Annotated in this window: 24 protein-coding genes; 20 read left to right on the top strand and 4 right to left on the bottom strand. The window is 74.9% G+C overall.

The features are described from left to right. Nucleotides 1-286 precede the first annotated feature (286 nt). From ftsH to HLV61_RS20025, 6 genes are read left to right on the top strand one after another with little or no spacing between them, the layout of a single operon-like run. On the top strand, nt 287-2,341 hold the full coding sequence (gene ftsH, locus HLV61_RS20050) for an ATP-dependent zinc metalloprotease FtsH (RefSeq protein WP_369258615.1): 2,055 nt from the start codon (nt 287-289) through the stop codon (nt 2,339-2,341). Further along, nucleotides 2,338-2,946 carry a GTP cyclohydrolase I FolE gene (folE, locus tag HLV61_RS20045; protein ID WP_369258613.1) on the top strand — a complete coding sequence of 203 codons (609 nt, stop codon included), beginning with the start codon at nt 2,338-2,340 and terminating at the stop codon, nt 2,944-2,946. Before ftsH ends, folE begins: the two co-directional genes overlap by 4 nt. Further along, the gene (gene folP, locus HLV61_RS20040; RefSeq protein ID WP_369258611.1) at nt 2,943-3,806 is read left to right on the top strand and encodes a dihydropteroate synthase; all 864 of its coding nucleotides are present in this window, start codon (nt 2,943-2,945) and stop codon (nt 3,804-3,806) included. Before folE ends, folP begins: the two co-directional genes overlap by 4 nt. Beyond that, on the top strand, nt 3,799-4,176 hold the full coding sequence (gene folB / locus HLV61_RS20035; RefSeq protein ID WP_369258609.1) for a dihydroneopterin aldolase: 378 nt from the start codon (nt 3,799-3,801) through the stop codon (nt 4,174-4,176). Before folP ends, folB begins: the two co-directional genes overlap by 8 nt. Beyond that, nucleotides 4,173-4,676 carry a 2-amino-4-hydroxy-6-hydroxymethyldihydropteridine diphosphokinase gene (gene folK / locus HLV61_RS20030; protein WP_369258607.1) on the top strand — a complete coding sequence of 168 codons (504 nt, stop codon included), beginning with the start codon at nt 4,173-4,175 and terminating at the stop codon, nt 4,674-4,676. The genes folB and folK overlap by 4 nt, the downstream gene beginning before the upstream one ends. A 40-nt stretch (nt 4,677-4,716) precedes the next feature. Next, nucleotides 4,717-5,244: a DUF3180 domain-containing protein gene (locus HLV61_RS20025; RefSeq protein ID WP_369258605.1), complete on the top strand. Its 528-nt coding sequence runs from the start codon at nt 4,717-4,719 to the stop codon at nt 5,242-5,244. An 18-nt stretch (nt 5,245-5,262) separates the two neighbouring features. Here HLV61_RS20025 and HLV61_RS20020 read toward each other — a convergent pair whose 3' ends face one another. Continuing rightward, nucleotides 5,263-6,459 carry an ABC transporter ATP-binding protein gene (locus HLV61_RS20020; RefSeq protein WP_369258603.1) on the bottom strand — a complete coding sequence of 399 codons (1,197 nt, stop codon included), beginning with the start codon at nt 6,457-6,459 and terminating at the stop codon, nt 5,263-5,265. A 3-nt stretch (nt 6,460-6,462) separates the two neighbouring features. Here HLV61_RS20020 and HLV61_RS20015 point away from each other — a divergent pair, with 3 nt between their 5' ends. The 4 genes from HLV61_RS20015 to HLV61_RS20000 all read left to right on the top strand — a co-directional run bounded on the left by HLV61_RS20015 (nt 6,463) and on the right by HLV61_RS20000 (nt 10,108). Next, entirely contained in the window at nt 6,463-7,194 is a 732-nt protein-coding gene (locus HLV61_RS20015) for an ABC transporter permease (RefSeq protein WP_369258601.1), read from the top strand. After that, nucleotides 7,191-7,928, top strand: coding sequence for an ABC transporter permease (locus tag HLV61_RS20010; RefSeq protein ID WP_369258599.1), 738 nt, complete (start codon nt 7,191-7,193; stop codon nt 7,926-7,928). Before HLV61_RS20015 ends, HLV61_RS20010 begins: the two co-directional genes overlap by 4 nt. A 161-nt stretch (nt 7,929-8,089) precedes the next feature. Next, nucleotides 8,090-9,103, top strand: coding sequence for a glycine betaine ABC transporter substrate-binding protein (locus HLV61_RS20005; RefSeq protein WP_369258598.1), 1,014 nt, complete (start codon nt 8,090-8,092; stop codon nt 9,101-9,103). 93 nt (nt 9,104-9,196) lie between these two features. Continuing rightward, nucleotides 9,197-10,108, top strand: coding sequence for a hypothetical protein (locus tag HLV61_RS20000; protein WP_369258596.1), 912 nt, complete (start codon nt 9,197-9,199; stop codon nt 10,106-10,108). Here HLV61_RS20000 and HLV61_RS19995 read toward each other — a convergent pair. Next, on the bottom strand, nt 10,105-10,851 hold the full coding sequence (locus tag HLV61_RS19995) for an SDR family oxidoreductase (RefSeq protein WP_369258594.1): 747 nt from the start codon (nt 10,849-10,851) through the stop codon (nt 10,105-10,107). The genes HLV61_RS20000 and HLV61_RS19995 overlap by 4 nt on opposite strands. 326 nt (nt 10,852-11,177) lie before the next feature. Between HLV61_RS19995 and HLV61_RS19990 the strand changes: the two genes are divergently transcribed. The 9 genes from HLV61_RS19990 to HLV61_RS19950 all read left to right on the top strand — a co-directional run bounded on the left by HLV61_RS19990 (nt 11,178) and on the right by HLV61_RS19950 (nt 21,835). Beyond that, nucleotides 11,178-12,149, top strand: coding sequence for a Rossmann-like and DUF2520 domain-containing protein (locus HLV61_RS19990; protein ID WP_369258592.1), 972 nt, complete (start codon nt 11,178-11,180; stop codon nt 12,147-12,149). After that, entirely contained in the window at nt 12,146-13,000 is an 855-nt protein-coding gene (gene panC / locus HLV61_RS19985) for a pantoate--beta-alanine ligase (RefSeq protein ID WP_369258590.1), read from the top strand. Before HLV61_RS19990 ends, panC begins: the two co-directional genes overlap by 4 nt. After that, nucleotides 12,997-13,422 (top strand): aspartate 1-decarboxylase, encoded by a 426-nt coding sequence (panD, locus tag HLV61_RS19980; protein ID WP_369258588.1) that lies wholly within the window; start codon nt 12,997-12,999, stop codon nt 13,420-13,422. The genes panC and panD overlap by 4 nt, the downstream gene beginning before the upstream one ends. Further along, nucleotides 13,419-15,095, top strand: coding sequence for an L-aspartate oxidase (locus HLV61_RS19975; RefSeq protein WP_369258586.1), 1,677 nt, complete (start codon nt 13,419-13,421; stop codon nt 15,093-15,095). Before panD ends, HLV61_RS19975 begins: the two co-directional genes overlap by 4 nt. Beyond that, nucleotides 15,092-16,006, top strand: a complete 915-nt coding sequence (gene nadC, locus HLV61_RS19970) for a carboxylating nicotinate-nucleotide diphosphorylase (RefSeq protein ID WP_369258585.1) — start codon at nt 15,092-15,094, stop codon at nt 16,004-16,006. Before HLV61_RS19975 ends, nadC begins: the two co-directional genes overlap by 4 nt. A gap of 5 nt (nt 16,007-16,011) precedes the next feature. Next, complete coding sequence (locus HLV61_RS19965; RefSeq protein WP_369258583.1) at nt 16,012-16,806, top strand: type III pantothenate kinase; 795 nt, start codon at nt 16,012-16,014, stop codon at nt 16,804-16,806. A gap of 43 nt (nt 16,807-16,849) precedes the next feature. Further along, entirely contained in the window at nt 16,850-18,352 is a 1,503-nt protein-coding gene (gene lysS, locus HLV61_RS19960) for a lysine--tRNA ligase (protein ID WP_369258581.1), read from the top strand. 159 nt (nt 18,353-18,511) lie between these two features. Beyond that, the gene (locus HLV61_RS19955) at nt 18,512-18,865 is read left to right on the top strand and encodes a histone-like nucleoid-structuring protein Lsr2 (RefSeq protein ID WP_369258579.1); all 354 of its coding nucleotides are present in this window, start codon (nt 18,512-18,514) and stop codon (nt 18,863-18,865) included. A 426-nt stretch (nt 18,866-19,291) separates the two neighbouring features. Continuing rightward, nucleotides 19,292-21,835: an ATP-dependent Clp protease ATP-binding subunit gene (locus HLV61_RS19950; protein ID WP_369258577.1), complete on the top strand. Its 2,544-nt coding sequence runs from the start codon at nt 19,292-19,294 to the stop codon at nt 21,833-21,835. Between the two features lie 78 nt (nt 21,836-21,913). Here HLV61_RS19950 and HLV61_RS19945 read toward each other — a convergent pair whose 3' ends face one another. Beyond that, entirely contained in the window at nt 21,914-22,789 is an 876-nt protein-coding gene (locus HLV61_RS19945; RefSeq protein WP_369258575.1) for an A/G-specific adenine glycosylase, read from the bottom strand. A 77-nt stretch (nt 22,790-22,866) separates the two neighbouring features. Here HLV61_RS19945 and HLV61_RS19940 point away from each other — a divergent pair, with 77 nt between their 5' ends. Next, nucleotides 22,867-23,562, top strand: a complete 696-nt coding sequence (locus tag HLV61_RS19940) for a MucR family transcriptional regulator (RefSeq protein ID WP_369258573.1) — start codon at nt 22,867-22,869, stop codon at nt 23,560-23,562. Nucleotides 23,563-23,593: 31 nt separating this feature from the next. On the opposite strand, the gene disA is transcribed toward HLV61_RS19940, so the two are convergent. After that, nucleotides 23,594-24,682, bottom strand: coding sequence for a DNA integrity scanning diadenylate cyclase DisA (gene disA, locus HLV61_RS19935; RefSeq protein ID WP_369258572.1), 1,089 nt, complete (start codon nt 24,680-24,682; stop codon nt 23,594-23,596). Nucleotides 24,683-24,725 lie beyond the last annotated feature (43 nt).

The raw sequence follows: 24,725 nt of genomic DNA, 5'->3' as shown, positions 1-24,725 counted from the left end.
TGCCGTCCCCGGTCGCGCTGAGCCCCGCGCCGCACCCGTCGCGGAGCCCTCCGGGCCCCACTCGGGCACGACACCGCCCTGCCGGGCGGGTCATCCGGAGGGGGGATCGGCAGGCCCGCGGGCGGCCCGATCACCAGGGACCGGCAGCCTCCCCGGTGTACCGTCGACCGCAACGACGCTGGACCGAGCGCCAGGGTGCCCGCCCGGGTCGCGCGGAGCGTCACCCGGACGATCAGGAGGGTCGACGGGCCAGGCCGGAGCCCCTCCGGCTGCCCGGCATCGGTGTATGGAACGCAAGAAGATCTTCCGCTCCGTGTGGTTCTGGGTCGTGCTCGTCGTCCTGGTGGCCCTCGGTCTGTCCTCCTTCCTCGGTGGCGGCTCCAGTTACGAGCAGGTCAAGACGTCGGTCGCCCTGCAGCAGATCCAGGACGGCAACGTCGAGACGGTCACGATCAACGACAAGGAACAGACCCTCGACCTCGACCTGCGCACGGCCGTCGACGGCAACGACCAGATCACCGCGTCGTACCCGATCGGGGCCTCCGACGACGTCTTCTCCCTGGTCTCCGGGATCGACGGCGACGGGCAGGCCAGCGGTGACGGCGTCGACTTCACGACGAACGTCACGCAGGACAACGTCCTCGTCAGCGTCCTCATCAGCTTCCTGCCGTTCCTGATCCTCCTGCTGCTGCTGTTCTGGCTGTTCAACTCCATGCAGGGCGGCGGCCGCGGCGTCATGGCCTTCGGCAAGTCCAAGGCCAAGCAGATCACCAAGGACACCCCGAAGACGACGTTCGCCGACGTCGCCGGCGCCGACGAGGCCATCGAGGAACTGCAGGAGATCAAGGACTTCCTGGCCAACCCGGTCAAGTTCCAGGCCGTGGGCGCCAAGATCCCGAAGGGCGTGCTGCTGTTCGGCCCGCCCGGGACCGGCAAGACCCTGCTCGCCCGCGCGGTGGCCGGCGAGGCCGGGGTGCCGTTCTTCTCCATCTCCGGCTCGGACTTCGTCGAGATGTTCGTCGGCGTCGGTGCCAGCCGGGTGCGCGACCTGTTCGAGCAGGCCAAGACCAACGCCCCGGCGATCATCTTCGTCGACGAGATCGACGCCGTCGGCCGGCACCGCGGCGCCGGCATGGGCGGCGGCCACGACGAGCGCGAGCAGACGCTCAACCAGATGCTCGTCGAGATGGACGGCTTCGACGTCAAGGGCGGCGTCATCATGATCGCCGCCACCAACCGGCCGGACATCCTCGACCCCGCGCTGCTGCGCCCGGGCCGCTTCGACCGGCAGATCGCCGTCGACCGGCCCGACCTGCAGGGCCGCAAGCAGATCCTCCAGGTGCACGCCAAGGGCAAGCCGCTCGCTCCCGACGTCGACCTCGAGACCGTCGCCCGCCGCACGCCCGGCTTCACCGGCGCGGACCTGGCCAACGTCCTCAACGAGGGCGCTCTGCTCACCGCCCGCCACGGCGGCTCGGTCATCGACGACGCCACGCTCGAGGAGGCGATCGACCGCGTCATCGCCGGCCCCGAGCGCAAGACGCGGGCGATGAGCGAGAAGGAGAAGAAGGTCACCGCCTACCACGAGGGCGGCCACGCCCTGGTGGCGCACGCGCTGCCCAACCTCGACCCCGTGCACAAGGTGACGATCCTGCCGCGCGGCCGCTCGCTCGGGCACACGCTCGTCCTGCCGACCGAGGACAAGTACACCCAGACCCGCTCGGAGATGATCGACACCCTGGCCTACGCCCTCGGCGGGCGCGCGGCCGAGGAACTGGTCTTCCACGAGCCGACGACCGGCGCCGGCAACGACATCGAGAAGGCCACCTCGATGGCCCGCTCGATGGTCACCCAGTACGGCATGAGCGCCAAGCTGGGCGCGGTCAAGTACGGCAGCACCGACTCCGAGCCGTTCCTCGGCCGGGACATGGGCTCGCGGCCGGACTACTCCGAGGCCGTCGCCGCCGACATCGACGCGGAGGTCCGCGCGCTCATCGAGGCCGCGCACGACGAGGCGTGGGAGATCCTGGTGGAGTACCGGGCGGTGCTCGACCAGCTCGTGCTCGAGCTGATGGAGCGCGAGACCCTCTCCCGCGAGGACATGGCCCGCATCTGCGCGCCGGTCACCAAGCGGCCGGCGCTGGCGCCCTACAACGGCTTCGGCAAGCGGACGCCGTCGGACCAGCCGCCGATCCTCACCCCCGCCGAGCTCGCCGCGCAGTCCAACGGCAACGGGCACGGCGCGACCGCCGTCGGCCAGCACGGCGTCGGCAACGGCAACGGCCTGCTCAAGGGCGGCACCAACCCGGTCGGTGACGTCGGCGCCCCTGCCCAGAGATGAGGCCGGTCGCGGAGGGCGAGGTCCGCGCGGACCGGTCGCAGGTCGACACCGCGCGGGCCGAGGCCGCCGTCCGGGAGCTCCTGCTGGCGGTGGGTGAGGACCCGGACCGACCCGGGCTGCGCGACACCCCCGCCCGGGTCGCCCGGGCCTACGCCGAGACCTTCGCCGGCCTGTGGCAGGACCCGGCCGAGGTGCTCGCGACGGGCTTCGACGAGGACCACGACGAGATGGTCCTGGTCAAGGACATCCCGATGTACTCGACCTGCGAGCACCACCTGGTGCCCTTCCACGGCGCCGCGCACGTCGGCTACATCCCCGGTGAGCACGGCCGGGTCACCGGGCTGTCCAAGCTCGCCCGCCTGGTCGACGTCTACGCGCGCCGGCCGCAGGTGCAGGAGCGCATGACCCGGCAGATCGCCGACGCCCTCGACGAGCACCTCGAGCCGCGCGGCGTGATCGTCGTCGTCGAGGCCGAGCACCTGTGCATGGGCATGCGCGGCATCCGCAAGCCCGGCTCGACGACGGTCACCTCGGCGGTCCGCGGCATGTTCCGCGACCACGCGGCCACCCGCGCCGAGGCGATGAGCCTCGTCCTGGGCCGGTGAGCGGGCAGCGCGCCGAGCTGCTGCACCCGGGCCGGTGCGTGGTCATGGGCGTCCTCAACGTCACGCCCGACTCCTTCTCCGACGGCGGCTGCTTCGCCGACACCAGCTCCGCGGTCGCGCACGGCCTGGCGATGACCGCGGCCGGCGCCGACTACGTCGACGTCGGCGGTGAGTCCACCCGCCCCGGCGCCGGCCGCGTCGACGCCGCCGAGGAGCGCCGCCGCGTGGTGCCCGTCGTCCGGGAGCTGACCGCCGCCGGCGTCCGGGTCAGCGTCGACACCACCCGCACCGAGGTCGCCGGAGCGGCGATGGAGGCCGGCGCCGTGCTGGTCAACGACATCAGCGGCGGCCTGGCCGACGGCGGGATGGCCGCGCTGGTCGCCGACGCCGGGGTCCCGTGGGTGCTCATGCACTGGCGTGGCCACAGCCGGGAGATGCACGCCCACGCCCGCTACGACGACGTCGTCGCGGAGGTCTGCGCAGAGCTGTCCGCCCGGGTCGACGCCGCGCTGTCGGCGGGGGTGGACGCCGCCCAGCTGGTCCTCGACCCCGGCCTCGGCTTCGCCAAGCAGGCGGCCCACAACTGGGCGCTGATGGCCGCGCTGCCCCGCGTGGTGTCCCTCGGCCTGCCGGTCCTCGTCGGCGCCTCCCGCAAGTCCTTCCTCGGCCGCCTGCTCGCCGGGCCCGACGGCGCCCTGCGCCCGGCGCCGGAGCGGGACGCCGCCAGCCTGGCCACCACCGTCCTGGCCGCCGAGGCCGGCGCCTGGGGCGTGCGGGTGCACGACGCCGCGGGCTCGGCCGACGCGGTCCGCACGGTGGCCGCCGTCCAGCACGCCCGCGAGGAGGCCCGCCGTGACTGACCGCGCCACCCCCGACCGGATCGCCGTCCGCGGCCTGACCGCGCACGCCCACCACGGCGTCTACGACGTCGAGCGGGAGAACGGCCAGACCTTCTCCGTCGACGCCGTCCTGGAGCTCGACACCGCACCCGCCGCGGCGGGCGACGACCTGATGAAGACGGTGGACTACGCCGAGCTGGCCCAGCGGCTGCACGCCGTCCTCACCGGCGACCCGGTCGACCTGCTCGAGACGCTGTGCCAGCGGCTGGTCGACGTCTGCCTCGCCGACCGGCTGGTCCAGGCCGCCGAGATCACCGTGCACAAGCCGCAGGCCGACCTCGGCGTCCCCGTCGACGACGTCACCGTCACCATCCGGCGGGAACGGGCATGACGCGCGCGGTGCTGTCCCTGGGCGCCAACCTCGGTGACCGCGCCCGCGCCCTGCGCACGGCGGTGCAGGCGCTCCGGGCCGACGGCCTGGTCGCCCGCTCCACGCTGTACGAGACGCCGCCGTGGGGGCCGGTCGACCAGCCGCCGTACCTCAACGCCGTGGTGTTCGTCCGTGGCGACCGCGACGCCGCCGCCTGGCTGGCCCGCGCGCAGGAGCTCGAGCAGGCCGCCGGCCGCACCCGCGAGGTGCGGTGGGGGGCGCGCACCCTCGACGTCGACGTCGTCACGGTGACCACCGACGACGGGACGCCGGTGGTCTCCGACGACCCGGCCCTCACGCTGCCGCACCCCCGGGCGCACGAGCGGGCGTTCGTGCTGGTCCCGTGGCTGTCGCTGGACCCCACCGCCGTGCTGCCCGGGCACGGCCGGGTCGCCGACCTGGTCGCCGCGCTGCCGGCCGACGACGTCGCCGCGGTCGTGACGTGGGAGCACCTTCGGTGAGCGAGCTCGCGAGCTCACGCGGGGCTGCAGGGTGAGGCCGGTGAACCGCCGCGACCTGGTCGTCGTGGCGGCCGGGCTGGCGCTGGCCGCCTGGCTGCTGGTCCGCGCGACCTACGGCAGCCTGCCGCCGCTGCGCTGGTGGCTGCCGCTCCCGCTCGCGGTGCTGGCCGTCGCCGAGGCGCTCGGTGCCCACACGCTGCGCGCCCGCCTGGCCGCCGAGCGGGCCGCCCGGCGCTCGGCCCGCAGCGGGGAGACGGCCCTGACCGCCGACCCGGCCGGGCCGCTGGTACGCCCGGTCGAGCCGATGCTGGTGGCCCGGCTGGCGGTGCTCGCCCAGGCCAGCGCCTTCGTGGGGGCGGCCTTCGTCGGCGTCTGGGCGGGGGTGCTGCTGCACGTCGGGCCGGCGGTCCCCCGGCTCCGGGCGGCCGGCGACGACACGGTGACCGCCGTCGTCGGCGTGCTGTGCGCCGCGGCGCTGACCGCGGCCGCGCTGTGGCTCGAGTCGGTGTGCCGCGTGCCCCCGGAGGAGCGCGACGACCGGCGGCCCGGGGACGGTGCCCGCGCCTGAGGTCCCCGCGCCTGGGTGTCAGCCCCGGACGGGCACCGCGGCGCCGGCGGTCTCCGGGACCGTGCCGTCGACCGAGCGGCGCAGCGCGGCGTGCAGGGACTCCGGCGTCAGCACCCCGAGGAAGACGTCGCCGTCGAGCACCGCCACCCAGCCGGCCTCGTGCTGCAGCATCGTGGAGAAGGCGGTCTTGAGCGTCGCGCCGGCCGGCACCCAGGCCTCCATCCTCCGCGCCGCCGAGCCCACCGTGCCCGCGCCGGAGGCCCGGTCGGCCGACAGCCAGCCGTGCAGCCGGTTGTCGTCGTCGAGGACGACCGCCCACCGGGCGCCGGTGGTCTGCAGCGAGGCCCGGGCGTCGGCCAGGCCGTCGGCCACGTGCACCACCGGCGGGCGCTCGAGGTCGTCGGCGCTGATGCCGGTGACCGCCAGGCGCTTGAGGCCGCGGTCGGCACCGACGAAGTCGGCCACGAACGGGCTGGCCGGGCGACCGAGCAGCTCGGCGGGCGGCGCGAACTGCTCGACCCGGCCGCCGGTGCTCATGACCGCGATCCGGTCACCGATCCGCACGGCCTCCTCGATGTCGTGGGTGACGAAGACGATGGTCTTGCGCACCGTCTCCTGCAGCCGCAGGAACTCCGTCTGCAGCCGCTCGCGGACCACCGGGTCGACGGCGGAGAACGGCTCGTCCATCAGCAGGACGGCGGGGTCGGCCGCCAGTGCCCGCGCCACGCCGGCCCGCTGCCGCTGGCCACCGGAGAGCTGGGCCGGGTAACGCTTCCCGTGGACGGCGGGGTCGAGGCCCACGGTGGACAGCAGCTCGTCGACCCGCTCGCGGGTGCGCCGCTTGTCCCAGCCCAGCAGCCGAGGGACCGTCGCCACGTTGTCCCGGACGGTCTGGTGGGGGAAGAGCCCGACGTTCTGGATGACGTAGCCGATCCGGCGGCGCAGCCGGTCGGGGTCGACGCGGGTGACGTCCTCGCCGTCGAGCAGGATCCGCCCCGTCGTCGGCTCGATCACCCGGTTGATCATCTTCATCGTCGTGGTCTTGCCGCAGCCGGAGGGGCCGACGAGGACCGACAGCTCACCGGCGGCGAAGGTCAGGTCCAGCCGCTCGACGCCGACCGTGCCGTCGGCGTAGGTCTTGCTGACCCCCTCCAGGCCGATCTCCTGTGCAGCGCCCGTGCTGCCCTCCGGACCGCTCGCGGCAGTAGCGTCCACCGGGTGACCTCCCTGGGTACGCGCCCTCTGCTGGACGCGGTGAGCGACCCCGCGGTGGGGCTGCTCGCGGTGGACGAGGCCCCGAACCCGTGGTTCGACCCGTCCTACGTGACCGACAACTGGGACTCCATCCTGACCTACACCGGTGAGCACGTGCGGCTCACCGTGCTCGCGGTGGTCATCGGCGCGCTCATCGCGCTGCCGCTCGCGCTGCTCGCGCGGCGCAGCCGCTACCTGTCGGCGCCGGTCCTGGGCCTGTCCACGATCGTCTACACGATCCCGTCGCTGGCGCTGTTCGCGCTGCTCGTGCCGTTCACGGGGCTGTCGTCGAACACCGTGCTGATCGGCCTGGTCGCGTACTCGCTGGTGATCCTCGTGCGGAACTTCCTCGCCGGCCTGCAGGGCGTCCCCGCCGACGTCCGCGAGGCGGCGCGGGGGATGGGGCTCTCGGCCGCCCAGACGTTCTGGCGGGTGGACCTGCCGCTCGCACTGCCGGCGTTCATGGCCGGGCTGCGGATCGCCACGGTGTCCACGGTGGCGCTGACGACGGTCGGCGTCCTGGTCGGCCACGGCGGCCTGGGACAGCTCATCACCGGCGGGTTCGCGGCGAACTTCTACCGCGCCGAGATCGTCACCGGCGCGGTCGGCTGCGTGCTGCTCGCGCTGCTGGCCGACGTCCTGCTGGCCGGGGCGGAGCGGGTGCTGACCCCCTGGGCGCGGGCGGTGCGGACGTGAACGACTTCTCGCGGGCGATCACCTACCTCAACGACCCGTTCAACTGGAGCCGGCCCAACGGCATCACCGACCTGACGCTGGAGCACGTCGGCATCTCCGCCGTCGCGGTGCTGGCGGCGATGGTCGTGGCGCTGCCGATCGGCGTCGCCCTCGGCACGGCGCGCCGCGGCGCGGGCCTGGTCGTCGTCCTGTCCAACGTCAGCCGGGCCATCCCCACGCTCGCGCTGCTCACCCTGTTCGCCGTCAGCCCGATCGGCTTCGGCAACCGCGCGACGACCATCGCGCTGGCGGTGTTCGCGATCCCGCCGATCCTGACCAACACCTTCGTCGGCTTCCGCGGTGTGGACGCCGAGGTCCGCGAGGCGGCGCGCGGGATGGGCATGAGCCGCGCCCAGGTCCTCGGCCGCGTCGAGCTGCCGCTGGCCCTCCCGCTGGTGACCACCGGCATCCGCACCGCGGCGGTGCAGGTGGTGGCGACGGCGGGACTGGCCGCGCTGGTCGGCGGGGGAGGGCTGGGCCGGCTGATCAACCTCGGCTTCGGCCAGCAGGACTACGGCGTGATGATCGCCGGCGCGATCCTCGTGGCGGGCCTGGCGCTGTTCACCGAGCTGGTGCTGGCGACGCTGTCCTGGCTGGTCACCCCGGGACCCCGGCGGCTGCCGTTCCTGCAGGTCAGGACGACGTCCGGAGCCGGAGCGGTTCCGGAACCCACGGCCAGCGGCGTCCTGCTGTGAGCGGGGTCCCCTCCTGACGGCGACCGTGTAACGACCGCGCAACACATCCGTGCCGCGATTGCCGGGGCAGAAGCCGCAGGGGTTGCATGTGCCGCGCGGGCCACCCCCGCCAGACACGCGTCGCGGCCGCACGCCGCACGGGACACAGAAGGCGGACCACCATGCGCAAGCAGCGCGCTCTCGCACCTCTCCTGCTCACCGGCCTCCTGCTGACCGCCGCCTGTGGCGAGTCCGGCTCGTCGGGGACCGGCGGCTCCTCGGGTACCAGCGGCTCGGCCGCCAGCGGCGACGCCTGCGCCCCCGTGCCGGGCGACCAGTTGGTCGTCCTGGAGGACGACCAGGAGCTGCAGAACGCCGACAACATCGTGCCGGCGATCACCGCGGCCACCGCCGCGGCGAACCCGGCGCTGGTCCCGGCGCTCGACGCGGTCTCCGCCGCGCTGACCACCGAGCAGCTCATCGACATGAACGCCGCCGTCGACCTGCAGCGGCAGAGCGCCGAGGACGTCGCGGCCGCGTGGGTCGAGGACAGCGGCGTCACCGACGGCCTGGAGCAGGGCAGCGGGCCGGTCGTCGTGGGCGCCGGCAACTTCACCGAGTCGACGATCCTGGGGAACATCTACGCGGGGGTGCTGCGGGCCGCGGGCTTCGACGCCTCCGTGCGCGAGGTCGGCAACCGCGACCTGTACCTGCCGGCGCTCATCTCCGGCACCGACCTGCAGGTCTTCCCCGAGTACCTGGCCACCGTGACCGAGGCGCTCAACGCGCAGGTCAACGGCGCCAACCCGACGCCGATCGCCAGTGGTGACGCGCAGGCCACCCGCGACGCGCTGCAGCCGCTGGCCGACCAGGTCGGGCTGACCTTCGGCACGCCGTCGGAGGCCGCCGACCAGAACGCCTTCGCCGTGACGCAGGAGTTCGCCGACCAGCTCGGCGTGACCACGCTCTCCGAGCTTGCCGACGCGTGCGGCGACGGGTCGCTGGTCCTCGGCGGGCCGGCCGAGTGCCCGACCCGGCCGTTCTGCCAGCCGGGCCTCGAGGAGACCTACGGCCTGACGTTCGCCGAGTTCCGCGAGTTCGACGCCGGCGGCCCGGCCACCAAGGCCGCCATCACGCAGGGCGAGGTCTCCCTGGGCCTGGTCTTCAGCTCCGACGGCGCCCTCGCCCGGGGCTGACCGCGCCCCCGGCACGACCGAGCGAGCCCCCGCTCCGGCACGCGACCGTTCCGTGCCGGAGTCGGGGGCTCGCTCAGCGTTACCCTGAGGACCATGCGGACGGGGGGACGGATGCGCGTCGCCGGGCTGCTGGTCGGCTGTGCGGCTGCCGTCGCGGCCACGGCCGTCGTCTTCCTGTCCGACGACCCGCAGGTGCTGCGCGTGGCCGTGGTCGCCGTCGCCTGGGCCTGCCTGGGTGCCGCCTTCGCCGCCGGACGGCGTCCCGAGCCCGAACCCGAGCCGGAGCTGCAGGTCCGCGAGGCGGAGGCCGCGGTGCGCCGCGAGCTCGAGGGCCTGCGCAGCGAGCTGGCCGGGCTGCGCCGGGACCTCACCGGCCTCGACGCCCTGCGCACGGAGGTCGCCGCGGTCGGTGCGCTGCGGGCCGACCTGGCCGAGCTGGCCGGACTCCGCGGCGACCTCGCCGAGCTGGCCGGGTTGCGCGCCGACGTGGGCCGGCTGCGCGCCGAGCTGACCGAGCGGCACGCCGGTGAGGTGCACCACGCGGGCGAGATGCACGTCGAGCGCGTGGTCATGCGGACCCAGTCCGTGCGCGGTGGGCGCGAGCCGCTGGAGCCCGCCACCGCGGCGGCCTGGCACGCCGGCGTCACGCGCGAGCTCGGTGGCTGGCCCGGGACCCCCGAGGCCCCGGCCGTGGTGACCCCGGCGACGGTGGCCGTCCCGGTCGTGTCCCCGGAACCCGAGCCGGTCGCCCGCGTGCTCACCCCGCCCCCGGTCCCCGTGGACGCGGGCGCCCCGCGGCGCCGCCGCACCGACCTGCCGCCGCCGGTCGAGCAGCTGACCGTCGAGCGGCCCACCGTGCACGCCGCCGCCGCGGGCCACGGCGGGTACGCGGCCCCCCTCCCGCAGGACGACGAGGACGCCGGCGCCGCGCGCCTGGCGGAGATCCTCGCCGAGAGCGGGGTCACCCCCGGCGGCCGGCGCCGGCGCTACCGCGAGGAGCGCTAGGCCGGCCCGCGGGACAGCGCGCCGCCGTCGAGCACCAGGGTCTGGCCGGTGACCCAGCCGGCGCCGAGCAGGTAGGCCGCGGCCTCACCGACGTCCTCGGGCTCGCCGAGCCGCCCGGCGGGGTAGGCGCGGGCGGCCTCCTCCTCGCGGCCCTCGTACAGCGCTCCGGCGAAGCGGGTCTTGACCACGGCCGGCGCGACGGCGTTGACCGTCACCTTCGGGCCGAGCTCGACGGCCAGCTGGGTGACCAGGTTGATCAGCGCGGCCTTGCTCACGCCGTAGCCGGCGATGTTCGGCGAGGCCTTGAGCCCGGCCACCGACGCGACGACGAGCACCGAGCCGCCGTGCTCGGCCATCCACGCCCGCCAGGCCTCCTGCACCAGCCCGAGCGTGCCGACGACGTTGGTGTCGAGGATCTTGCGGAAGGCGTCGAGCTCGAGGTCGACCATCGGGCCGTAGACCGGGTTGATCCCCACGTTGCCCACGAGGTGGTCGAGGCGGCCGAAGCGCTCGATCGCGGTGCGCACCGCCTCGGCACGGTGGGCGGGGTCCCCGGCGTTGCCCGGCACGCCGACGGCGACCTCCGGCCCGCCGAGCGCCGTCACGGCCTCCTCGAGCGCCTCCGGCTTGCGGGCGGTGAGCACCACGCGCGCCCCGCGGTCGACCAGGCTGCGGGCGATGGCCAGCCCGATGCCGCGGCTGCCGCCGGTGACCAGTGCGGTGCGTCCCTCGAACGTGCCCACGTCGCGCTCCTGTCGGTGTCGGCCGGCCCCGGCGCCGGTGCCGCCGCACACGGTAGGGCGGGCCCGCACGGCCGCTCCCGGCCCCCTCCCGGGGGAGCGCGTGAGGCACCCCACAGTGCCGCTGCGTTGCAGGGGGCCCCAGGCGGTTCCACACTCGCCTTCGGCGCATCGCCCGCGTGACACATCCCGGTCGCAGCGGACGGCCCGCCGGAACCGCGCACCACCCGCTCCACCCAGCAGGACCAGCACCACCCGGGGCCGCCGGTGTCGTCGGCCCGACCCACCGAGTCCGGTACCCGCCAGGGACTGGAACGAGGAGTGTCCCGATGCCTGCTGCCCGCAGGACCCCCCGCGCTGCCGGGCTCCCGCCCGCCGCCAGCGCCCCCGCCCGGCTCCGGATCGGAGTCGTCGGCGCCGGCCGCGTCGGCGCCGTCCTCGGAGCAGCCCTCGCCGCCGCCGGCCACGACGTGGTCGCCGCCTCCGGCGTCTCCACCGCCTCCGCCGAGCGCGCCGCCCGGCTGCTGCCCGGCACCCCGCTGCTGCCCGCCGACGAGGTGGTCGCCGCCGCCGACCTCGTGGTCCTGGCCGTTCCCGACGACACGCTGCCCGGCCTGGTCGCCGGCCTCGCGGAGACCGGCTCCTGGCGCGCCGGCCAGCTGGCCTTCCACACCTCCGGCGCGCACGGCCTGGCCGCCCTCGCCCCCGCGGAGCAGGCCGGCGTCCTCCCGCTGGCCCTGCACCCGGCCATGACCTTCACCGGCGCCCCCGAGGACGCCGACCGGCTCACCGGCGCCCCGTTCGGCGTCACCAGCCGCCCCGAGCACCGTCCCGTCGCCGAGACCCTGGTCCTGGAGATGGGTGGCGAGCCGTTCTTCGTCGCCGAGACCGACCGGCGGCTCTACCACGCCGCGCTCGTCACCGGCGCCAACCACCTGGTCACCCTGGTCGCCGAGGCCGCCGACCTGCTGCGCCAGGCCGGCGTCGACGCCCCGGCCCGGGTGCTCACCCCGCTGCTGACCGCCGCGCTGGACAACGGCCTGCGCCGCGGCGACCGCGGGCTGACGGGCCCGGTCAGCCGCGGCGACGTCGGCACGGTGGCCGACCACCTCGAGACCCTCACCGACCGGGCGCCGGAGTCGGTGGCCGCCTACGTCGCGATGGCGCAGCGGACCACCGAGCGCGCGCTGGCCGCCGGGCGGCTCAAGCGGCACGAGGGCGCGCCGCTGCTCGACCTGCTCCACGAGGCCCTGCCTCCTGCCCACCCCGCCACCCCGACTGATCCTGCGGGCTCCCGGTGACCACGAGCACCCGACCGGCCGTCGCCGAGACGGCCGCGGAGCTCCGGGACCTGGTCGCCGGGCTGCCCGGGCCGGTGGCGCTGGTCCCCACCATGGGCGCCCTGCACGAGGGGCACCGCGCGCTGGTCCGCGCCGCCCGGGAGCGCGCCGGCAGCGTCGTCGTGTCGGTCTTCGTCAACCCGACGCAGTTCGGCGCCGGCGAGGACCTCGACCGCTATCCGCGCACCTGGGACGCCGACCTCGCCGCGCTCACCGAGGAGGGCGCCGACGTCGTCTTCCACCCGCCGGTCGACGAGGTCTACCCGCCCGGCGCGCTCGGCGTCACCGTCGACCCCGGCCCGCTCGGCAGCGTGCTGGAGGGGGCGGTGCGCCCGGGGCACTTCGCCGGCGTGCTGACCGTCGTCGCGAAGCTGTTCGGCCTGGCCCGGCCCGACCTCGCGCTCTTCGGCGAGAAGGACTACCAGCAGCTGACGCTGGTCCGGGCGATGGTGCGCGAGCTGGCCCTGCCGGTGGAGGTCGTCGGCGTGCCCACCGTCCGTGAGGACGACGGGATGGCCCTGTCCAGCCGCAACCGCTACCTGGCGCCGGAAGAGCGGACCCGCGCCGCGGCGTTGAACCGGGCGCTGCGAGCCGGGGCGGAGGCCGGCCCGCAGGGCACCGGCGCCGTCCTCGCCGCCGCCCGGGAGGTGCTGGCCGGCGCGCCCGAGCTGGTGCCCGACTACCTCGAGCTCACCGACCCCGACCTGGGTCCCGCGCCGGCGGCCGGCCCCGCCCGGCTCCTGCTGGCCGCCCGCGCCGGCAGCACCCGACTCCTCGACAACGTCCCCGTCACCCTGGGAGAGCCCCGATGATGCGCACGATGCTCAAGTCCAAGATCCACCGGGCGACGGTGACCCAGGCCGACCTGCACTACGTCGGCTCGGTGACGATCGACGAGGACCTGCTCGACGCCGCCGACCTCATCCCCGGCGAGCAGGTGGCGATCGTGGACGTGACCAACGGCGCCCGGCTGGAGACCTACGTCATCCCCGGCGAACGCGGCAGCGGCGTCATCGGCATCAACGGCGCCGCCGCGCACCTGGTGCACCCCGGCGACCTGGTCATCCTCATCAGCTACGGCCTGATGGACGAGACCGAGGCCAAGTCCCACATCCCGAAGGTCGTGCACGTCGACGGCGCCAACCGGGTCGTCGAGCTGGGCGGCGACCCCTCGGCGCCGGTGCCCGGGGCGACCGACCAGCGGCGCAGCGACCTCGGCGTCCCCGTCCGGTGACGACGCTGGCGCCCGTCGTCGGCCTGCCCACGCGGCTGGCCGCCCCGGCGCCCGGGTGGGAGCTGTCGGCCGACGTCTGCGTCGTCGGCTCCGGCGTCGCGGGCCTGTGCGTCGCGCTGCACGCGCGGGCGGCGGGGCTGTCGGTCGCCGTCGTCACCAAGGTCCGGGTCGACGACGGCTCGACCCGCTGGGCGCAGGGCGGCATCGCCGCCGTGCTCGACCCCGCCGACACCCCGGAGGCGCACGCGCGCGACACCGAGGTCGCCGGCGTCGGGCTCTGCGAGCCCGACGCGGTCTCCGCGCTGGTGACCGAGGGGCCGGCGCGGCTGCACCAGCTCATCGACTGGGGCGCGGCCTTCGACCGCGACCCGTCGGGCCGGCTGCTGCTCACCCGCGAGGGCGGGCACTCCGCCGACCGGATCGTGCACGCCGGCGGCGACGCCACCGGCTCGGAGGTGCAGCGCGCGCTGCACGCCGCCGTCCGCAGCGACCCCGGCATCACGCTCGTCGAACACGCGATGGTGCTCGACCTGCTCGCCGACGACGCCGGCCGCGCCGCCGGCGTCACCCTGCACGTCCTGGGCGAGGGCACCGAGGACGGCGTCGGCGCGGTCCGCGCCCGCGCGGTCGTGCTGGCCACCGGCGGGATGGGGCAGGTCTACGCCGCGACGACGAACCCGCCGGTGTCCACCGGCGACGGCGTGGCCCTGGGCCTGCGCGCCGGCGCCGTGGCCACCGACCTGGAGTTCGTCCAGTTCCACCCGACGTCGCTCTACCTCGGCCCGGACGCCCGCGGGCAGCAGCCGCTGGTCAGCGAGGCGCTGCGCGGCGAGGGCGCGGTGCTCCGCGACGACGCGGGGGAGCGGTTCATGGTCGGCGTCCACCCGCTGGCCGAGCTCGCGCCGCGCGACGTCGTGGCCAAGGCGATCACCCGCGTGCAGCTGCGCGACGGCGTGGACCACGTCTGGCTCGACGCCCGGTCGATCCCGGGGATCGAGCACCGCTTCCCGACGATCGTGGCCAGCTGCCGGGCGACCGGCGTCGACCCGGCCACCGACCTGGTGCCGGTCACGCCCGCCGCGCACTACGCCTCCGGCGGCCTGGTCACCGACCTCGCCGGGCGGACCACCGTCCCCGGCCTGTACGCCTGCGGGGAGGTGGCGTGCACCGGCGTGCACGGCGCCAACCGGCTGGCGTCGAACTCGCTGCTCGAGGGCCTGGTCTTCGCCGCCCGCATCGGCGACGAGCTCGCCCGGTCCCTGCCGCCGGCGATGCCGGCGCGCGCGGCCGTCGCCGGGACCTCCGGGCTGCTCGACCCGGCCGGGCGGCGAGCGGTCACCGAGACCATGTCCGGCCGGGTGGCCGCGCTGCGGTCGGGCACCGGCCTGGCCGAGGCCACCGCGCAGCTGCGCGCGCTCGCCGCCGGGCTGGCCGACGGCCCCGGCGCCGCGCCGGGCGTGGCGAGCTGGGAGGCCACCGACCTGCTCACCGTCGCCAGCGCCCTCACCGCCGCCGCCACCGCCCGCCGGGAGACCCGCGGCTGCCACTGGCGCGAGGACCACCCCGACACCGAGGCCGACTGGCGGGTGCACCTCGACGTCCGGCTCGACGCCGACGGCGCGCTGTGCCTGGACCGGCGCCCCGTGGGCACGCCGGCGGTGCCGCCGTGGTGAGCCGGGACGCGGTGGACCCGCGGTCGCTGGAGGGCACCGGGCTGTCGGAGGGCTGGGTCGAGGACCTGGTCGAGCGCACGCTGGCCGAGGACCTCGCCGGCGGTGCGGTGCTGCCCAGCGCTCCGGACCTGGCCGTCGCGCTCGACGTCACCAGCGCCGCCACCGTGCCGCCGGCGCAGTACGGCACCGCCGACCTCGTCGCCCGCGCCGACGGCGTCGCCGCCGGCCTGCCGGTGGCCGCGCGCGTGTTCACCCGGCTGGCCCCCGGCGCCACCCTCACCGCGGGCGCGGCCGACGGCGACCGGGTGCGCCGCGGCGACGTGCTGCTGTCGATCCGCGGGCCGGTGCGGGCGCTGCTGGCCGCCGAGCGCAGCGCGCTGAACATCGCCAGCCGGGCCAGCGGCATCGCCACCGCCACCCGCGCCTGGGTCGACGCCGTCGAGGGCACCGGCGCCGCCGTCCTGGACACCCGGAAGACCACCCCGGGCCTGCGGCCGCTGGAGAAGTACGCCGTGCGCTGCGGCGGTGGGTCGAACAAGCGGATGGGCCTCTACGACGTCGCGATGGTGAAGGACAACCACGTCGCCGCCGCGGGCTCGGTGGCCGCCGCCGTCGCCGCCGTGCGCGAGCGAGCGCCGCGGGTGCCGGTGCAGGTGGAGGCCGACACCCCCGCGCAGGCGCTGGAGGCGGTCGAGGCCGGCGCGGACTTCCTGCTGCTGGACAACATGGGCACCGCGACGCTGCGCGAGGTGGTGGCGCTCGTGGGCGGCCGCGCGGAGCTGGAGGCCACCGGCGGGCTGACCCTCGCCGTCGCCCGCGAGGTCGCGGGGACCGGCGTGGACTTCCTCTCCGTCGGCGCGCTCACGCACTCCTCGCCGATCCTCGACCTCGCGCTCGACCTGCGGAGCTGAGCCCGGTGCTGCTCACCGTCGACGTCGGCAACAGCCAGACCGTGCTCGCCACCTTCGACGGCGCGCAGCGGGTCGGGTGCTGGCGCGTGACGACGCACCCGCGGGCCACCTCCGACGAGCTGCGGATGCTGTGGCGCGGGCTGCTGCGCGACACCGAGGTCACCGGCGTGGCCGCCTGCTCCACCGTGCCGGCGCTGCTGCCCGCACTGCGCCGGCTGCTGGACTCCCTCGAGGTCCCGGTCGTCCTCATCGGCCCCGGCGTGCGCACCGGCGTCCCCCTGCACGTGGACAACCCGCGCGAGGTCGGCGCCGACCGCGTGGTCACCGCGCTGGCCGCCCACGAGCTGTTCGGCCGCACCCCCGACGGCGGCGGCCGGCCGGTCGTCGTCGTCGACTTCGGCACCTCCACCAACGTCGACGCCGTCGGCCCGGACGGGCAGTTCCTCGGCGGCGCGCTGGCGCCCGGCCTCGAGGTGAGCCTGGAGGCCCTGGCCACCCGCGCGGCCCAGCTGCGGTCGGTGGAGCTCACCGTCCCCTCGCAGGCCATCGGCAAGAACACCGTCGCCGCGCTGCAGTCCGGGGTGGTGCTCGGCTTCGCCGGCCTGGTCGACGGGCTGGTCGGCCGGATCGCCGGCGAGCTCGTGGCGCAGTTCGGCGACCCGCCGGTCGTCGTCGCCACCGGGGGACTGGCGCCGCTGGTGGCCGACAGCTGCCGGACCATCGGCGAGCGCGAGCCCGACCTGACGGTGCACGGCCTGCGGCTGGCCTTCGAGCGGCAGCAGGCCCCCGGCCGCCGGTAGTGCGCCGGAGGTGGTGCGGCCCACGGCCGTAGGCTCGGGCGCCGTGACCGACGAACCCCCGGGCTCCCCGGACGACGAGCTCCCCGAACAGCTCCGGGTCCGCCGCGCCAAGCTCGACCGCCTCCGCGAGACCGGCGCCGACCCCTATCCGGTCACGCTGGAGCGCACCACCGCGCTGGCCGACGTCCGCGCCGACCACCCCGACCTGCCGCCGGACACCATGACCGGCGGGAAGGTCGGCGTCACCGGCCGGGTGATCTTCAGCCGCAACACCGGCAAGCTCTGCTTCGCCACGCTGCGCGAGGGCGACGCCGAGCTGCAGGTCATGCTCTCCCGCGACCGGGTGGGCGAGGAGGCCCTGGCCGCGTGGAAGGCCGACGTCGACCTCGGCGACCACGTCCTCGTCACCGGCGAGGTGGGCACCTCCCGCCGCGGCGAGCTGTCGGTCTTCGCCGACTCCTGGCAGATGGCGGCCAAGGCGCTGCGGCCGCTGCCGGTGGCGCACAAGCCGATGAGCGAGGAGCTGCGGGTCCGCCGGCGCTACGTCGACCTCATCGTCCGCGACGAGGCGCGCCGCACGGTGCGGCAGCGGGCCCAGGTGACGACGGCGCTGCGCGCCGGGCTCACCGGCCGCGGGTTCCTCGAGGTCGAGACGCCGATGCTGCAGACCGTGCACGGCGGCGCGGCGGCGCGGCCGTTCCGCACGCACATGAACGCCTTCGACCTCGACCTGTACCTGCGCATCGCACCCGAGCTGTTCCTCAAGCGGTGCATCGTCGGCGGGCTGGAGAAGGTCTTCGAGATCAACCGCAACTTCCGCAACGAGGGCGCCGACAGCTCGCACTCACCGGAGTTCGCGATGCTCGAGTTCTACGAGGCCTGGTCGGACTACCAGGGGATGGCGCGCACCACCCGGGAACTGGTCCAGGAGTGCTGCGCGGCCCTGTTCGGCGACCACGTCGCCCGCCACCACGACGGCACCGAGGTCGACCTGTCGGGGGAGTGGCCGCAGGTGCCGCTGTACACGCTGGTCTCCGACGCCGTCGGTGAGGAGGTCACCCCCGGGACGCCGGTCGAGCGGCTGCGGGAGCTGGCCGCGCGCCACGACGTCGGCGTCGACCCGGCGTGGCTGCCCGGGAAGGTCGTCGAGGAGTTGTTCGAGGCGCTGGTGCAGGACTCGCTGCAGGCGCCGACGTTCGTCGTCGACTACCCGGTCGACACCTCGCCGCTGACCCGCGCCCACCGGTCCACTCCGGGTCTGGCGGAGAAGTGGGACCTCTACATCGGCGGGCTGGAGCGCGGCACCGGGTACTCGGAGCTCGTCGACCCGGTGGTGCAGCGCGAGCGGTTCACCCAGCAGGCGCTGCTGGCGGCGGCCGGCGACCCCGAGGCGATGGTCCTCGACGAGGACTTCCTCGAGGCGCTCGAGTACGGGATGCCGCCCAGTGGCGGCGTCGGCATGGGCATCGACCGGCTCATGATGACGCTGACCGGTCTCGGCATCAGAGAGACGATCCTGTTCCCTTTGGTGCGTCCCATTTCCTGAAACACGGCGAGCCGTTGTCGCCGATTCCTCCCCGGAATGGGCGACCCACCGTCCCGTCTCTCCGTCGGGCGGCGATTCTGTGGTGGAATGTGCACGTCGTCCATCAGAACGGCATTGTTCGTACGGCCACGGGGGCCGATAGGGAGTGAGGAAGACAGAATGGCGCGCAAGGTCCAGGTGATCCTGAGTGACGACCTCGACGAGGAGGTCCCCGCCGACGAGACGGTGAGTTTCTCGCTCGACGGGACCAGCTACGAGATCGACCTGTCCGACAAGAACGCGAAGGAACTGCGCGACGCCTTCTCCCGTTACGTGCAGGCCGCCCGCAAGGTCGGCCGTGGCGGAGGCCGCGCCTCCGGTGCCGGCAAGTCCCGCGCCACCGGCGGCGGCGGGCGGATGGACCGCGAGCAGGCCGGCGCGATCCGCGACTGGGCCCGCAAGAACGGCCACAACGTCAGCGACCGCGGGCGCATCCCGGCCAGCGTCGTCGACGCCTACGAGGCCGCCCACTGACCTGAGGGTCCCCTCGCCCCCCACCCCTCGCTCCGCTCGGGGTGGGCCCCTGCGAGGGGGCCGTCCACCACGCCGACGCAGTCGGCGGTCGGCCCGCGTGGCGGGGGCGCGCAGCGTCCCCTCCCGCGGGCCGACGGGTTTCGGCTCCACGCGAGGTGACCCGGCACGTGGCCGGGGTGGAGGCGGGAGGCTGGCCCTGCCGGTGGCGCCGTCCGCTGTCGGCGTAACGGGATCGGAACACCGCCCGTCCACCATCGGTTGGACGGGACAGCCACCCACCGCACCGCCGGCCGACACCGACGGGACGGCGTGGTCCGTGACTACAGTGGAAAGACCGGTGCCCCAGCGCGCCGACGGACGTCGGGTGCTCCTCCCCACGAACGGGGAGGGCAGTGCCGGACCAGCCGGTCAGAGGAGAAGCAGCAGATGTTCGAACGGTTCACCGACCGAGCCCGACGGGTGGTCGTCCTGGCGCAGGAAGAGGCCAGGATGCTCAACCACAACTACATCGGCACCGAGCACATCCTCCTGGGCCTGATCCACGAGGGTGAGGGCGTCGCTGCCAAGGCCCTCGAGTCGCTCGGCATCTCGCTCGAGGGTGTCCGCCAGCAGGTCGAGGAGATCATCGGCCAGGGCCAGCAGGCCCCGTCCGGCCACATCCCCTTCACGCCGCGGGCGAAGAAGGTGCTCGAGCTGTCGCTGCGCGAGGCGTTGCAGCTCGGCCACAACTACATCGGCACCGAGCACATCCTGCTCGGCCTGATCCGCGAGGGCGAGGGCGTCGCCGCCCAGGTCCTCGTGAAGCTGGGCGCCGACCTCAACCGCGTCCGCCAGCAGGTCATCCAGCTGCTCTCCGGCTACCAGGGCAAGGAGCCGGCCGCGGCCGGCGGGCCCTCGGAGGGCACGCCGTCGACCTCGCTCGTGCTCGACCAGTTCGGCCGCAACCTCACCCAGGCCGCGCGCGACTCCAAGCTCGACCCGGTCATCGGGCGGGCCAAGGAGATCGAGCGGGTCATGCAGGTGCTCTCGCGGCGGACCAAGAACAACCCCGTCCTCATCGGCGAGCCCGGCGTCGGCAAGACCGCCGTCGTCGAGGGCCTGGCCCAGGCGATCGTCAAGGGCGAGGTCCCCGAGACGCTGAAGGACAAGCAGCTCTACACCCTCGACCTGGGCGCCCTCGTCGCCGGGTCGCGCTACCGCGGCGACTTCGAGGAGCGCCTCAAGAAGGTGCTCAAGGAGATCCGCACCCGCGGCGACATCATCCTGTTCATCGACGAGATCCACACCCTCGTCGGTGCCGGTGCCGCCGAGGGCGCGATCGACGCCGCCAGCATCCTCAAGCCGATGCTGGCCCGCGGTGAGCTGCAGACCATCGGTGCCACCACGCTCGACGAGTACCGCAAGCACCTGGAGAAGGACGCCGCGCTCGAGCGCCGCTTCCAGCCGATCCAGGTGGGCGAGCCGACGCTCACCCACACGATCGAGATCCTCAAGGGCCTGCGCGACCGCTACGAGGCGCACCACCGGATCAGCATCACCGACGGCGCCCTGGTCGCCGCCGCGACGCTGGCCGACCGCTACATCTCCGACCGCTTCCTGCCCGACAAGGCGATCGACCTGATCGACGAGGCCGGCGCCCGGATGCGGATCAAGCGGATGACCGCGCCCCCGGACCTGCGCGAGTTCGACGAGCGCATCGCCGGCATCCGCCGCGAGAAGGAGTCGGCGATCGACGCGCAGGACTTCGAGAAGGCCGCGTCGCTGCGCGACAAGGAGAAGACCCTCCTGGCCGAGAAGGCCGAGCGGGAGAAGGCGTGGAAGGCCGGCGACATGGACGTCGTCGCCGAGGTCGACGACGAGCAGATCGCCGAGGTGCTGGCCAACTGGACCGGCATCCCCGTCTTCAAGCTCACCGAGGAGGAGACGACCCGTCTGCTCCGGATGGAGGACGAGCTCCACAAGCGGATCATCGGCCAGGAAGAGGCCATCAAGAGCGTCAGCCAGGCGATCCGGCGCACCCGCGCGGGCCTCAAGGACCCGCGCCGCCCCGGTGGCTCGTTCATCTTCGCCGGCCCCTCGGGTGTCGGTAAGACCGAGCTGGCCAAGGCGCTCGCGCAGTTCCTGTTCGGTGAGGACGACGCCCTCATCCAGATCGACATGGGCGAGTTCCACGACCGGTTCACCGTGTCGCGGCTCGTCGGTGCCCCTCCCGGCTACGTCGGTTACGACGAGGGTGGCCAGCTGACCGAGAAGGTGCGGCGCAAGCCGTTCTCGGTGGTCCTCTTCGACGAGATCGAGAAGGCGCACGCGGACGTGTTCAACACGCTCCTGCAGGTGCTGGAGGACGGCCGGCTCACCGACGGTCAGGGCCGGATCGTGGACTTCAAGAACACGATCCTGATCCTCACCACCAACCTCGGTACGCGGGACATCTCCAAGGCCGTGGGTCTGGGCTTCCAGGTCGGCAACGACACCCAGTCGAACTACGAGCGGATGAAGCTCAAGGTCAACGAGGAGCTCAAGCAGCACTTCCGGCCGGAGTTCCTCAACCGCATCGACGACATCGTCGTGTTCCACCAGCTGACCGAGGACGAGATCATCGAGATCGTCGACCTCATGGTCGCCCGCGTCGAGGGCCAGCTGGCGAACAAGGACATGGCGCTGGAGATCACGACGGAGGCCAAGAAGCTCCTGGCCCACCGCGGGTTCGACCCGGTGCTGGGTGCCCGGCCGCTGCGCCGGACCATCCAGCGCGAGATCGAGGACGCGCTGTCGGAGAAGATCCTCTACGGCGAGCTGACCGCCGGTCAGATCATCGTGGTCGACGTCGAGGGCGAGGGCCCCACCGCGAAGTTCACCTTCCGCGGCGAGGCCAAGCCGATCGACCTGCCCGACACGCCGCCGGTGGCCCTGGCCGTCGGCGACGACGAGGACGGCGACGGGCGCACCAGCCTGAAGAAGGCCGAGTGACCTGGTAGCACTCCCGACGAGGGCCGTCCCCCGCACCGCGGGGGGCGGCCCTCGCCGCGTTCCGGGCCGCGCCGGCGCTCAGGCCGGCAGGGTGAACCGGCCGTCGGGGGTCTGCTCGACCAGCCCGTCGGCCAGCAGCGAGTCCAGGCACCGCGAGCGCTGCACGGCGTCGTCCCAGGCGCCGTCCAGCGCGGACGCCGCCACGGGGCCCTCGGCGGTCCGCAGCACGTCCAGCAGCCGCCCGCGCACCTGGCGGTCGGTGCCGGCGAAGCGCTGCACCCGGCGGGCCGGGCCGTCGTGCGCCGGGGACCCGGCCAGCCGCCAGGCGCAACGGTCCCGCACCGGGCAGACGGCGCACCGCGGGGTGCGGGCCACGCAGACCAGCGCACCGAGCTCCATCGCCGCCACCGAGAACCGGCACGCCTGCTCCCGGCCGGCCGGTGCCAGCGCCGCGACGTCGGCCAGGTCGGAGGCCCGGGCGTTCCCGGCCTCCGCGCGGCCGTGCACGAGCCGGGCCACCACCCGCCGCACGTTGGTGTCCACGACCGGTTGGGGCGTCCCGTGGCCGAAGCAGGCGACGGCCCGGGCGGTGTAGGTGCCGACGCCCGGCAGCGCCTCCAGGGCCGCCACGTCGACAGGGACGGCACCGCCGTGCCGCTCGGTGAGCGCGACGGCGGTCTCGCGCAGCCGCAGCGCCCGCCGCGGGTACCCGAGCTTCCCCCACGCGCGGATGACCTCGGCCGGCGAGGCCGCGGCGAGGTCGGCCGGCGCCGGCCACCGGGCCATCCAGTCGACCCACACCGGCTCCACGCGCGCCACCGGTGTCTGCTGCAGCATCACCTCGCTGACGAGCACCGCCCACGGGTCCACGCCGGGCCTGCGCCAGGGCAGGTCGCGGGCGGCGGTGTCGTACCAGTCGACGAGGGCGTCCCCCAGTCCGGGCGTGCTGCTCACGGGGGTCGAGTGTGCCCGGCCCGGACGACGGCGTGCCCCCTCGGGACGGCTCGGAGGTGCGGACTACGGTCGCCTTCGTGCTGCACCCGGTCGGGCCCCTGCCGGCCGCCGTCTACTGGAGACGGCGGCTGCTGGTCCTCGCGCTGCTGGTGGCCGTCCTCGGGGGCGGCAGCTGGCTCGGGGTGGCGCTGCTGACCGGCTCGGAGGGCGCCGCGTCGGCCGCCGGGACCTCCGAGGCCGCCTCGTCGTCGTCCGCGGAGCCCCCCGCCCTCGACCGCGTGGTCCCGTCGCTGGCCGGCGTCCTGACCCCCACGCCACCGCCCACCGCGGCACCGGCCGAGCCCGCGGCCCCCGCCGCCCCGGCTGCCCCGGTGCAGGAGGCCGGGGCGCCCTGTTCCGACGACGTCGTCGCGCTGGAGGTCCGCACGCCGGGCACCGTCGCCGCGGGGTCCGCGCCGACGTTCGAGCTGGTCGTCACCAACACCGCGGCGGTGCCGTGCACGCGGGTGCTGGACGCCCAGCTGCAGGAGATGGTGCTGCTCGACGCGGCGGGCGCGCGGGTGTGGGGCAGCAACGACTGCCAGCCCGAGACGAGCGCCGACACGCGCACGCTGGCGCCCGGCGAGCAGGTGGTGTTCCCCCTGACGTGGAGCGGCCTGACCAGCGAGCCGAGCTGCACCGTGCCGCGGGTGGCGGTGGCACCGGGTCAGTACGTGCTGCGGGCCCGGCTGGACGCGAAGACCAGTCCCGACGCCGTGCTCGCCATCGTCTGACCGGCCCCGTCCCGAGGAGGACGGGGTCTGCTCAGCTGTAGCGGTCGAGGATCGAGGTCTCGGCCAGCCGGGACAGGCCCTCGCGGATGCCCCGTGCGCGGGCCTCACCCACGCCCTCGACGGCGAGCAGGTCCTCGATGGTGGCCGCCAGCAGCTTCTGCAGGCCGCCGAAGTGGTCGACCAGGCGGTCGATGATCGCGGCGGGCAGGCGCGGCACCCGTGCCAGCAGCCGGTAGCCGCGCGGGCTGACGGGGGAGTCCAGCGCGTCGGCCGACGTGGGCAGGCCGTAGCAGCGGGCGACGGCGGACAGGTCGAGCAGCTCGGTGGCCGACAGCGTGCGCAGGTCGGTGAGCACGTCCTCGATGGTGCGCGGCCGGCGGGTGCCCGCGGCGGGCAGGTAGTCGCGCACCAGCAGCGCGCGGTCCTCCTCGACGCCGGCGAGCATCTCGTCGAGCTGCAGCGCCAGCAGCCGGCCGTCGGTGCCCAGCTCGACGACGAAGCCCTCGATCTCGTCGGCGATGCGGCGCACCATCTCCAGCCGCTGGCTGACGCTCACCGCGTCGCGGACGGTGACGAGGTCCTCGATCTCCAGCGCCGACAGGGTGCTGGCGACCTCGTCGAGGCGCAGCTTGTAGCGCTCCAGGGCGGCCAGGGCCTGGTTGGCGCGGGCGAGGATCGTCGTCGGGTGCTCGAGCGTGTAGCGCCGGCCGGCGACGTAGACGCTGATGATGTGCATCGACTGGCTGACCGAGATGACCGGGAACCCGCTCTGCACGGCCACCCGCTCGGCGGTCCGGTGCCGGGTGCCCGACTCCTCGGTGGGCACCGTCGGGTCGGGCATGAGGTGCACGCCGGCCCGCACGATGCGCAGCCCGTCGGAGGACAGGATGACCGCGCCGTCCATCTTGGCCAGCTCGCGCAGCCGCGTCGCCGACAGCGCGACGTCGAGGGCGAAGCCGCCGGTGCAGATGGACTCCACGACCCGGTCGTAGCCGAGCACGATCAGCGCGCCGGTGCGGCCGGCCAGGATGCGCTCCAGGCCGTCGCGCAGCGCGGTCCCCGGGGCGATGCGGCCGAGGAGTTCGCGCAGGGCGACCTCGGAGTCCACAGCGGGGGGCACGGGCGCTCCTGACGTCGTCGTGGTACGGCGGCTGAGTCTACGT

The organism is Geodermatophilus amargosae (genome assembly GCF_041028265.1).
In the GTDB taxonomy this organism is placed as follows: domain Bacteria; phylum Actinomycetota; class Actinomycetes; order Mycobacteriales; family Geodermatophilaceae; genus Geodermatophilus; species Geodermatophilus amargosae_A.
The sequence above is the reverse complement of the archived record's forward strand: the minus strand, read 5'-3'. Positions and strand labels throughout refer to the sequence as shown.

Coding starts and splice junctions, on each gene's coding strand:
- folK (WP_369258607.1), top strand. CDS start 4,173: ATGACGCGCGCGGTGCTGTCCCTGGGCGCCAACCTCGGTGACCGCGCC.
- HLV61_RS20005 (WP_369258598.1), top strand. CDS start 8,090: ATGCGCAAGCAGCGCGCTCTCGCACCTCTCCTGCTCACCGGCCTCCTG.
- ftsH (WP_369258615.1), top strand. CDS start 287: ATGGAACGCAAGAAGATCTTCCGCTCCGTGTGGTTCTGGGTCGTGCTC.
- HLV61_RS19955 (WP_369258579.1), top strand. CDS start 18,512: ATGGCGCGCAAGGTCCAGGTGATCCTGAGTGACGACCTCGACGAGGAG.
- HLV61_RS20000 (WP_369258596.1), top strand. CDS start 9,197: ATGCGGACGGGGGGACGGATGCGCGTCGCCGGGCTGCTGGTCGGCTGT.
- folE (WP_369258613.1), top strand. CDS start 2,338: ATGAGGCCGGTCGCGGAGGGCGAGGTCCGCGCGGACCGGTCGCAGGTC.
- panD (WP_369258588.1), top strand. CDS start 12,997: ATGATGCGCACGATGCTCAAGTCCAAGATCCACCGGGCGACGGTGACC.
- HLV61_RS19990 (WP_369258592.1), top strand. CDS start 11,178: ATGCCTGCTGCCCGCAGGACCCCCCGCGCTGCCGGGCTCCCGCCCGCC.
- HLV61_RS19950 (WP_369258577.1), top strand. CDS start 19,292: ATGTTCGAACGGTTCACCGACCGAGCCCGACGGGTGGTCGTCCTGGCG.